The sequence below is a fragment of the Shigella sp. FJ200513 genome, from assembly GCF_040495915.1.
Lineage (GTDB): Bacteria > Pseudomonadota > Gammaproteobacteria > Enterobacterales > Enterobacteriaceae > ECMA0423.
On the sequence record NZ_JBDYCV010000122.1, the window covers coordinates 1 to 9,929 of the forward strand.

Annotated in this window: 9 protein-coding genes; 3 read left to right on the top strand and 6 right to left on the bottom strand. The window is 48.2% G+C overall.

Translation table 11 applies throughout. The features are described from left to right. Positions 1 to 372: 372 nt before the first annotated feature. Complete coding sequence (gene kch, locus ABZJ92_RS18510; RefSeq protein WP_005049683.1) at positions 373 to 1,626, top strand: voltage-gated potassium channel protein; 1,254 nt, start codon at positions 373 to 375, stop codon at positions 1,624 to 1,626. Positions 1,627 to 1,680: 54 nt separating this feature from the next. On the opposite strand, the gene ABZJ92_RS18515 is transcribed toward kch, so the two are convergent. Beyond that, positions 1,681 to 1,854: a YciY family protein gene (locus tag ABZJ92_RS18515; RefSeq protein ID WP_001309467.1), complete on the bottom strand. Its 174-nt coding sequence runs from the start codon at positions 1,852 to 1,854 to the stop codon at positions 1,681 to 1,683. 142 nt (positions 1,855 to 1,996) lie between these two features. On the opposite strand from ABZJ92_RS18515, the gene cls reads away from it, so the two are divergent. Both cls and ABZJ92_RS18525 read left to right on the top strand, forming a co-directional pair. Continuing rightward, positions 1,997 to 3,457, top strand: a complete 1,461-nt coding sequence (cls, locus tag ABZJ92_RS18520; RefSeq protein ID WP_000214515.1) for a cardiolipin synthase — start codon at positions 1,997 to 1,999, stop codon at positions 3,455 to 3,457. A 34-nt stretch (positions 3,458 to 3,491) separates the two neighbouring features. Next, entirely contained in the window at positions 3,492 to 3,821 is a 330-nt protein-coding gene (locus ABZJ92_RS18525; RefSeq protein WP_000366962.1) for an HI1450 family dsDNA-mimic protein, read from the top strand. A gap of 52 nt (positions 3,822 to 3,873) precedes the next feature. Here ABZJ92_RS18525 and oppF read toward each other — a convergent pair whose 3' ends face one another. From oppF to oppA, 5 genes are all read right to left on the bottom strand, one after another. Then, complete coding sequence (gene oppF / locus ABZJ92_RS18530; protein ID WP_000994905.1) at positions 3,874 to 4,878, bottom strand: murein tripeptide/oligopeptide ABC transporter ATP-binding protein OppF; 1,005 nt, start codon at positions 4,876 to 4,878, stop codon at positions 3,874 to 3,876. Continuing rightward, positions 4,875 to 5,888, bottom strand: coding sequence for a murein tripeptide/oligopeptide ABC transporter ATP-binding protein OppD (oppD, locus tag ABZJ92_RS18535; protein ID WP_000110954.1), 1,014 nt, complete (start codon positions 5,886 to 5,888; stop codon positions 4,875 to 4,877). Before oppD ends, oppF begins: the two co-directional genes overlap by 4 nt. An 11-nt stretch (positions 5,889 to 5,899) precedes the next feature. Next, on the bottom strand, positions 5,900 to 6,808 hold the full coding sequence (gene oppC, locus ABZJ92_RS18540; RefSeq protein ID WP_000979659.1) for an oligopeptide ABC transporter permease OppC: 909 nt from the start codon (positions 6,806 to 6,808) through the stop codon (positions 5,900 to 5,902). A gap of 14 nt (positions 6,809 to 6,822) precedes the next feature. Next, entirely contained in the window at positions 6,823 to 7,743 is a 921-nt protein-coding gene (gene oppB, locus ABZJ92_RS18545; RefSeq protein ID WP_000911112.1) for an oligopeptide ABC transporter permease OppB, read from the bottom strand. Positions 7,744 to 7,828: 85 nt separating this feature from the next. Continuing rightward, positions 7,829 to 9,460 carry an oligopeptide ABC transporter substrate-binding protein OppA gene (oppA, locus tag ABZJ92_RS18550; RefSeq protein ID WP_005049680.1) on the bottom strand — a complete coding sequence of 544 codons (1,632 nt, stop codon included), beginning with the start codon at positions 9,458 to 9,460 and terminating at the stop codon, positions 7,829 to 7,831. Positions 9,461 to 9,929 lie beyond the last annotated feature (469 nt).

Below are 9,929 nucleotides of genomic sequence, written 5' to 3' on the forward strand. Positions count from 1 at the left end.
TTCTGCTCATTATTAGCTCCTTCTGATGCCATTCTATTTCAGGAAGGAGTGTCCGTTAAACTCAGGCTACCTCATAGAGATCCAATATTTAAGGGCACGGTTTTTGCAACCGTGTTCTTGTTTGGCCTTTCCTTATAGCCGGTCAGTGCATTCACTACCACAAGCAGATAATAACTTTATCTGTATTTCTTTATATGATGTGAGCATGTTCAGGAAAAAAGCCCTTTCCTGACGCAGAGTTGCTCACTCAAAACCTTTGATTACTGCGGATAAAGTCATCTACTATTGTTTAACACATTCACGCGCTGCATGTATGTTCAGAAAATGTGCACGCTAAGATAATTAAACAAAATTGTGGTTACAGAGGTATCAGTGAGTCACTGGGCTACATTCAAACAAACAGCAACAAATTTATGGGTGACCCTACGGCACGACATTCTCGCGCTGGCCGTCTTTTTAAATGGATTGCTTATTTTTAAAACAATCTATGGTATGTCGGTCAATTTGCTTGATATTTTCCATATCAAAGCATTTTCAGAGTTGGATCTCTCCTTGCTGGCAAACGCCCCACTATTTATGCTCGGCGTCTTTCTTGTCCTGAACTCCATTGGCTTACTGTTCCGGGCAAAGCTCGCATGGGCAATCAGTATCATTTTGTTGTTGATAGCGCTAATTTACACCCTGCATTTTTATCCCTGGCTGAAATTTAGTATTGGATTTTGCATTTTTACGCTGGTGTTTTTGCTGATACTGCGCAAAGACTTCTCCCACAGTAGCGCCGCAGCCGGGACAATTTTTGCATTTATTAGTTTCACGACATTACTGTTTTACTCAACCTACGGTGCGCTTTATTTAAGCGAAGGTTTTAATCCGCGAATAGAAAGTTTGATGACCGCGTTCTATTTTTCGATAGAAACCATGTCAACCGTCGGCTATGGAGATATTGTCCCTGTTTCTGAATCAGCACGATTGTTCACTATTTCGGTCATTATTTCCGGCATTACCGTTTTTGCCACATCTATGACCTCAATTTTTGGTCCGCTTATCCGCGGGGGATTCAACAAACTTTTAAAAGGAAACAATCATACAATGCATCGTAAAGATCATTTTATTGTTTGCGGACATTCGATTCTCGCCATCAATACGATCCTGCAACTGAATCAACGCGGACAAAACGTAACGGTTATCAGCAACTTGCCTGAAGATGATATCAAGCAACTTGAGCAACGCTTAGGCGATAACGCTGATGTTATCCCCGGTGACAGTAATGACAGTTCAGTATTAAAGAAAGCGGGAATCGATCGTTGCCGGGCCATTCTGGCGCTGAGTGATAACGATGCAGATAACGCGTTTGTTGTACTCTCGGCAAAAGATATGAGCAGTGATGTCAAAACAGTTCTCGCCGTCAGTGATAGCAAAAACCTGAATAAGATTAAGATGGTACATCCGGATATCATTCTCTCACCGCAACTGTTTGGCAGCGAAATTCTGGCGCGAGTTTTAAATGGTGAAGAGATTAATAATGATATGCTCGTTTCAATGTTGTTGAACTCAGGTCATGGTATTTTCAGCGATAACGATGAACAAGAAACGAAAGCTGACAGTAAAGAATCGGCGCAAAAATAGAGTTTAAAGACGGAAGAGTAAACTTATTGGGCACCGCAATGGTGCCCAGTACATTTAGATATTGTAGATCGCAAACAATAACGAGTTACGCTGTTTGTTTAGAATGCACTTCCTGATGCTGTGGATACGCATATTTCGGCGCGATTGCCCCTCAAGCCAACGCGATTTACGTCGGCTAGCCTGACGCTGCATGCGCCAGCGCCCCACTTCCGTTCTACTCCGCTTCATGTTAACTACTCTATGCAATAACAGAATGGTCATTATACCCCCGCCCCCGACGCTGACCAGTGCTTTTCCCGCGTTTTTATTTGCCAGATGAATCCATATGCGTAAACTCATAACAATGCGCTTTCAAAAGGATTTCTAATCTATGACAACCGTTTATACGTTGGTGAGTTGGTTGGCCATTCTGGGATACTGGTTGCTCATTGCAGGCGTAACTTTACGCATTCTAATGAAACGACGCGCAGTTCCCTCCGCGATGGCCTGGCTGTTGATTATTTACATTCTGCCGTTAGTCGGAATTATTGCCTATCTTGCCGTTGGCGAGCTCCATTTAGGCAAACGCCGCGCTGAGCGCGCCAGAGCGATGTGGCCTTCCACCGCAAAATGGCTTAACGACCTTAAAGCCTGTAAGCATATCTTCGCCGAAGAAAATAGCAGTGTCGCTGCGCCATTATTCAAGCTTTGCGAGCGTCGTCAGGGGATCGCTGGGGTCAAAGGGAATCAGCTACAGCTGATGACCGAGTCAGATGATGTGATGCAGGCGTTAATCCGCGACATCCAGCTCGCGCGCCATAATATTGAGATGGTGTTTTATATCTGGCAGCCCGGCGGCATGGCGGACCAGGTGGCTGAATCATTAATGGCGGCTGCACGGCGTGGTATTCATTGCCGATTGATGCTCGACTCCGCCGGGAGTGTGGCTTTTTTCCGCAGCCCGTGGCCCGAGCTAATGCGTAATGCCGGTATTGAAGTGGTCGAAGCCTTAAAGGTCAATCTGATGCGTGTGTTTTTACGCCGTATGGACCTGCGCCAACATCGCAAGATGATCATGATCGATAATTACATCGCGTACACCGGCAGCATGAATATGGTCGATCCTCGCTACTTCAAACAAGATGCGGGCGTAGGGCAATGGATTGATCTGATGGCGCGTATGGAAGGCCCCATCGCCACCGCGATGGGGATTATTTATTCCTGCGACTGGGAGATTGAAACCGGAAAACGTATTCTGCCGCCACCACCAGATGTCAATATTATGCCGTTTGAACAGGCCAGCGGTCACACCATTCACACAATTGCTTCTGGCCCCGGCTTTCCGGAAGATCTCATTCACCAGGCATTATTGACTGCGGCTTATTCGGCGCATGAATATTTGATCATGACCACGCCCTACTTTGTGCCAAGCGATGATTTACTTCATGCGATTTGCACGGCGGCGCAGCGCGGGGTGGATGTCAGTATTATCCTTCCGCGAAAAAATGACTCGATGCTGGTCGGCTGGGCCAGTCGCGCATTCTTTACGGAACTGCTTGCTGCTGGGGTTAAAATTTATCAGTTTGAAGGCGGGTTACTGCATACCAAGAGCGTGCTGGTCGATGGCGAACTAAGTCTGGTTGGCACCGTTAACCTTGATATGCGTAGTCTGTGGCTGAATTTCGAGATTACCTTGGCAATCGACGATAAAGGTTTTGGTGCAGACCTTGCCGCCGTTCAGGACGATTATATTTCGCGTTCACGTCTGCTCGATGCCCGTTTATGGCTAAAACGTCCATTATGGCAACGTGTCGCCGAGCGACTGTTTTACTTCTTCAGCCCGTTGCTGTAAAACGTCGCCAACAGAGGTTAAACAGGTAGTGACTATGGATATGGATCTAAACAATCGCCTGACTGAAGATGAAACGCTTGAGCAGGCCTACGATATTTTTCTCGAACTGGCTGCCGACAATCTCGATCCAGCTGATGTTCTGCTGTTCAATCTTCAGTTTGAAGAGCGCGGCGGCGCGGAGTTATTCGATCCGGCGGAAGACTGGCAGGAACATGTTGATTTCGATTTGAACCCGGACTTTTTTGCCGAAGTGGTGATTGGTCTGGCGGACAGTGAAGATGGTGAAATCAGCGATGTTTTCGCCCGCATTCTGTTATGCCGCGAAAAAGATCACAAACTTTGCCATATCATCTGGCGGGAATAAATAATCGCTTTTAGCGTGAAAAAGGGCTGACAACTGTCAGCCCTTATTGTTTTTAAAGCGGATCGACTTTCAGGCAAGAAACGGCGTGTCTGAAACTCCCCTCCAGAACAGGACGTGTTTTGGCGCACTCCGGACCGGCAATCGGGCAACGGGTACGGAAAACACAACCGGAAGGCGGGTTGATCGGCGACGGTAATTCCCCTTCCAGTAACTGGATGGTTTTGTTCTTCTCCAGATCCGGATCAGGTATGGGGACTGCCGACATCAATGCCCTGGTGTAAGGATGTAGTGGATTGTGGTAGACCTCATCATAGGTCCCCAGTTCTACTGCATGGCCGAGATACATCACCAACACACGATCGGAAATGTGTTTTACCACGGCCAGGTCATGAGCAATAAAAATTAATGACAATCCCATCTCACGTTGCAGCTGCTGGAGCAGGTTAACCACCTGCGCCTGAATTGACACGTCCAGCGCCGAAACCGGCTCATCGCAGATAATCAGCTTCGGTTCAAGAATAAGAGCACGAGCAATCCCGATACGCTGGCACTGCCCACCGGAGAACTCATGCGGATAGCGGTTAATCAGGTTAGGCAATAACCCGACTTTCAGCATCATCGCCTTCACGCGCTCGCGAACTTCCTGGCGTGACATTTTCGGATGATAAGTACGCAGTGGTTCAGCGATGATCTCGCCGATGGTCATACGCGGGTTTAGCGATGCCAACGGATCCTGGAAAATCATCTGAATATCACTGCGAACGGCACGCCATTCATCGGGCTTCATGCCCAGCAACTCTTTACCTAACCAGGCAACATGACCGTCGGTCGCCTTGACCAAACCGATGATGGCGCGAGCAAAGGTGGACTTACCGCATCCCGATTCCCCTACCACACCTAATGTTTCCCCTTCATACAGGCGAAGAGTGACACCATCGACGGCTTTGAGCGTTTTCGGCGGTTGCCAGAACCACTGTTTGCCATCTTTGATTTCAAAGTGCACTTTAAGATCGGCGATTTCAAGGAGGACTTTTCTTCCTTCAGTTACAGCATTCATAACAGTTCCTCCACCGGTTTAAAGCAAGCACGCAGACGGCCAGGCGTAAACTCTTCCAGCGGCGGTGCGCTACTACAAATTTCCATCGCATGTGGACAACGTGGCTGGAACGGGCAACCTTTCGGTAATCGCAGCAAGTTTGGCGGATTACCCGGGATGGTCAACATTGTTTCACCTTCCGCATCAAGACGCGGCACCGCGTTGAGCAAACCGATAGAATAAGGATGAACGGGTTGATAAAAGACATCGCGCGCATTGCCATATTCCATCGTGCGCCCGGCGTACATTACCAGCACTTTGTCACAGATCCCCGCCACCACGCCAAGATCGTGGGTGATCATAATGATGGCAGTATTAAATTCCCGCTTCAGTTCATTCAATAGCGTCATGATCTGCGCCTGTACGGTGACGTCCAGCGCTGTAGTGGGTTCATCCGCAATCAGCAACTTAGGTCGACATAGCAATGCCATCGCAATCATGACTCGCTGACGCATGCCGCCAGAAAATTCGTGCGGGTACATTTTCATGCGTTTACGTGCTTCCGGCATTTTTACCGCATCGAGCATCCGCACCGACTCTTCAAACGCCTCAGCTTTGCTCATGTTCTTATGCAGCATCAGCACTTCCATCAACTGCTCACCGACGCGCATATAGGGATTCAACGAAGTCATTGGGTCCTGAAAAATCATTGAGATTTGTTCAGCGCGCAGTTTATTGAGTTCACGCTCTGGCAAATTGAGGATTTCACGCCCATTGAAGGTTGCCGATCCGCCAATGCGTCCGTTGGCAGCCAACAGGCCCATCAACGCAAATGCAGTTTGCGATTTACCCGAACCAGACTCACCTACAATGCCCAGCGTTTCTCCGGCACGTAGGGAAAAATTTAAATCATTGACCGCCGTGACGTCGCCGTCCGGGGTACTAAAGGTGACACGCAAATCTTTCACGTTCAGCAGTGCGTCAGCCTGTTGTTGTGCGAGCGGCACAGTTGCAGTTTCAATTACGCTCATGGCTGCACTCCTTAACGATCTTTCGGGTCGAGGGCATCACGCAAGCCATCGCCGATAAAGTTGAAACAAAACAGTGTCACCACAAGGAATCCCGCTGGGAACAACAGTAACCATGGAGAGACTTCCATCGAGTTCGCGCCATCACTCAGCAATGCCCCCCAGCTGCTTAACGGCTCTTGCGTACCCAACCCCAGGAAGCTAAGGAAAGATTCAAAGAGGATCATGCTGGGCACCAGTAGCGATGCGTAGACCACCACCACACCGAGTACGTTCGGCACAATGTGGCGAATAACAATGCCCGGCGTCGATACACCGCCAACTTGTGCCGCCTCAATAAACTCTTTGCGCTTCAGACTCAGGGTTTGCCCACGCACAATACGAGCCATATCCAGCCAGGAAACCATGCCAATCGCCACGAAAATCAGCAGGATGTTTTGGCCGAAAAAGGTCACCAGCAAAATGACGAAGAACATGAATGGGAAGGAGTTGAGGATTTCCAGCAGACGCATCATTACCGAATCCACTTTACCGCCCAGATAACCGGAAAGCGAACCATAAAGTGTCCCCACGACCACTGCCACCAGTGCCGCAGCAACACCGACCATGAGTGAGATACGCCCGCCAATCGCAACGCGCACAAGCAGGTCGCGACCGGATGAGTCAGTACCAAAGTAGTGACCGGACTCCATATCCGGGGCGCTGGACATCATCGCCCAGTCAGTATCGTCATAGGCAAACTGGGAAAGCATCGGTGCCAGGATTACAAATAACGCGATCAGCACCAGCACTATCAGACTGGCAACCGCCGCACGGTTATGCATAAAACGTCGACGTGCGTCCTGCCACAAGCTGCGCCCTTCGACCTCCAGCTTTTCACTGAAATTTTCCAGCGTCTCGCTGTTTTTCTTACTTAACATCATCGCGAGCTCCAGTATCAGTAACGGATTTTCGGGTCGATAACCGCATATAGCACATCGACAATGGCATTAAACAAAATGGTTAACGCACCAACCAGGATGGTCAGGCTTAACACTAAGGAATAGTCACGGTTCAATGCGCCATTAACGAACAGTTGCCCAATCCCCGGCAAACCATAAATGGTTTCGATGACCATAGAACCGGTAATAATGCCGACAAATGCGGGGCCCATATAGGAGAGCACGGGTAACAGAGCAGGTTTTAATGCATGGCGTAAAATGATCCGCCGCATAGGTAACCCTTTCGCCCGGGCAGTACGAATAAAGTTGGAGTGTAATACTTCAATCATAGAGCCACGGGTAATACGCGCAATACTGGCGATATAGGCGAGTGACAACGCCACCATCGGCAATATCATGAATTTAAGCGCCCCACCATTCCAGCCACCGCCCGGCAGCCAATGCAAAATGATCGCAAATATCATGACTAATAATGGCGCAACCACAAAACTGGGGATAACAACCCCGGTCATTGCCAGCCCCATCACGGTATAGTCCCATTTGGTGTTTTGTTTTAATGCGGCAATAACGCCAGCACTAACACCCAGTATTACCGCAAGGAAAAATGCGGCGGCTCCCAGTTTGGCAGAAACGGGAAAACTGGATGCCACCAGGTCATTGACCGAATAATCTTTATATTTAAACGATGGACCGAAATCGCCATGCGCCAGTTGTTTCAGGTAGCTGAAATACTGTGTCATGATCGGATCATTAAGATGATATTTCGCTTCGATATTGGCCATCACTTCTGGCGGTAAAGTACGTTCGCCGGTAAAAGGGCTTCCCGGTGCGAGGCGCATCATAAAGAACGAAATAGTAATAAGAATAAATAGCGTCGGAATCGCTTCCAGACAACGACGTAGAATAAATTTTAACATTGCCCTACCTTCTGGCCTGTGCCTTCTGTAATGCGATAAAAATCAGACACCGTGGAGCAGGACACTCCTGCCCCACGTATTGCCATTAGTGCTTCACAATGTACATATTCCGGGTATAGGTATTATCCAGCGGATCTTTGCCGGTATAGCCACCAACCCACGGTTTCACCAGACGCGCATTCACGTAGTAATAAACAGGAACAATGGCCGAATCCTTATCCAGCTGTTGTTCTGCTTTAGTGTACAGAGCTGTGCGCTGCGCCTCGTCAGTCACTTTCAGCGTTTCCGCCATAATGCTGTCAAAGGCCGGGCTCTTATAATGCGCGGTATTCATCGAGCTGTTCGACAGCATGGTGTTCAGGAAGGAAGTTGGTTCGTTGTAGTCTGCACACCAGCCTGCACGGGCCACATCAAAAGTGCCCTGGTGACGGGTGTCGAGGAACGTTTTCCACTCCTGGTTAACCAGTTTGACGTTTACACCAATGTTTTTCTTCCACAATGAAGAGGCAGCAATCGCCAGCTTTTTATGCAGATCGGAGGTGTTATACCGCAGGTTGATGGTCAACGGTTTGTCTGCGGTATAACCCGCTTCAGCCAGCAGTTTTTTCGCTTCTTCGTTACGTTTTTCCTGGCTCCAGCCAAACCATTCTGGCTGAGTCAATTTTGCGCCATCAGTATACGGTGGAGTATAACCATAGGCGGGCATGTCGCCCTGCGCTTTCACTTTATTAACAATGATATCGCGGTCCATACCTAGTTTCAGTGCGGTACGCACACGCACATCGTTGAATGGCGGTTTCTGGTTGTTAATTTCGTAATAGTAAGTGCACAGGTATGGATCAACGTGAACTTCGTCCGGGATCTCTTTTTTCAGCTTCTGGAACAATTCGATCGGCATGTTGTTATACGTCATGTCGATTTCACCACTACGGTAGCGGTTGACATCGGTAACTTCAGAAGCAATAGGCAAATAGGTTACCTGGTTAATAACGGTTTTCGCGTTGTTCCAGTAGGTCGGGCTGCGTTCAAGAACGATTCGTTCGTTTACGACCCAATCTTTTAAGGTATAGGCACCGTTGGTGACGATATTACCAGGCTGGGTCCATTTTTCGCCGAATTTCTCGATAGCGGCTTTTGGCACCGGTGAAGTTGATGGGTGAACAAGTAATTTATAGAAGTACGGAACGGGTTCACTTAAGGTGACTTCTAATGTGTGATCATCAATAGCTTTCACGCCGAGATCGGTAATCGGTTTTTTCCCTTCAAGAATTTCATCAATACCGGCGATATGCCCATATTGCAGATAACTGGCATACGGAGAAGCAGTGTTCGGATCAACAGAACGTTGCCAGCTATACACAAAGTCTTGTGCTGTGACTGGCGTGCCATCAGACCATTTCGCATCTTTACGCAAATGGAAGGTCCAGACTTTCGCGTCTTTATTATCCCAGGATTCAGCGACGCCAGGTGCTGGATGACCGTCAAGATCGCTGACCAGTAAGCCTTCAAACAGGTCTCGGCTGATATTAGACTCCGGAACACCTTCAATTTTGTGCGGATCTAATGACTGAACTTCTGAACCATTGTTACGTACCAGTGTTTGTTTTTCCGCCAGTGTGACGCCTGCGGGTACATCAGCTGCCAGCGCGACATTCCCTGCCATTAGCGCAGCCAGAACGCCAGCTGCTACTAAACTTCTCTTGGTGATGTTGGTCATTGTTTTTTGGACTCCCTCATTATAATTACTGGTATTAACCAGCATGTGTAATCCCGGATTGGGACCCTGCACAAGCTCGGAGACTTTCTGCTGTCAGGTTACTTTATCGTTACGTATTACTATCACCGACTTTATTTATTCTGGTGATTCAGACGATCACCTTATGTCGATTCGTACTGTGTCTCCCCTGTCGAGACACATTATTCTTTCGCGACGCTCTTTAATTGTTAATTATTCTCATTACCAATAAAGAATCGTCTGGCGGTTGCCCGGAAAGTACCAAATGCGGTTCTTACTCGCCAATACATTTTGCAAAATTGTTAAGCGATTCTCTTTTATTGACCGTATCAGAATCTATAGCTTGCATCCATGCCTTAACAAACATCTTTCAATTCGGTAATGCTGCCAACTTACTGATTTAGTGTATGATGGTGATTTTAAGGTGCTTGCGTGGCTTCCATTTCCATCA

What these genes read in the sequence shown, in the direction of transcription:
- cls (WP_000214515.1), top strand. Translation starts at nt 1,997, where the DNA reads ATGACAACCGTTTATACGTTGGTGAGTTGGTTGGCCATTCTGGGATAC.
- oppC (WP_000979659.1), bottom strand. Translation starts at nt 6,808, where the DNA reads ATGATGTTAAGTAAGAAAAACAGCGAGACGCTGGAAAATTTCAGTGAA.
- oppD (WP_000110954.1), bottom strand. Translation starts at nt 5,888, where the DNA reads ATGAGCGTAATTGAAACTGCAACTGTGCCGCTCGCACAACAACAGGCT.
- oppB (WP_000911112.1), bottom strand. Translation starts at nt 7,743, where the DNA reads ATGTTAAAATTTATTCTACGTCGTTGTCTGGAAGCGATTCCGACGCTA.
- ABZJ92_RS18525 (WP_000366962.1), top strand. Translation starts at nt 3,492, where the DNA reads ATGGATATGGATCTAAACAATCGCCTGACTGAAGATGAAACGCTTGAG.
- oppF (WP_000994905.1), bottom strand. Translation starts at nt 4,878, where the DNA reads ATGAATGCTGTAACTGAAGGAAGAAAAGTCCTCCTTGAAATCGCCGAT.
- oppA (WP_005049680.1), bottom strand. Translation starts at nt 9,460, where the DNA reads ATGACCAACATCACCAAGAGAAGTTTAGTAGCAGCTGGCGTTCTGGCT.
- ABZJ92_RS18515 (WP_001309467.1), bottom strand. Translation starts at nt 1,854, where the DNA reads ATGAAGCGGAGTAGAACGGAAGTGGGGCGCTGGCGCATGCAGCGTCAG.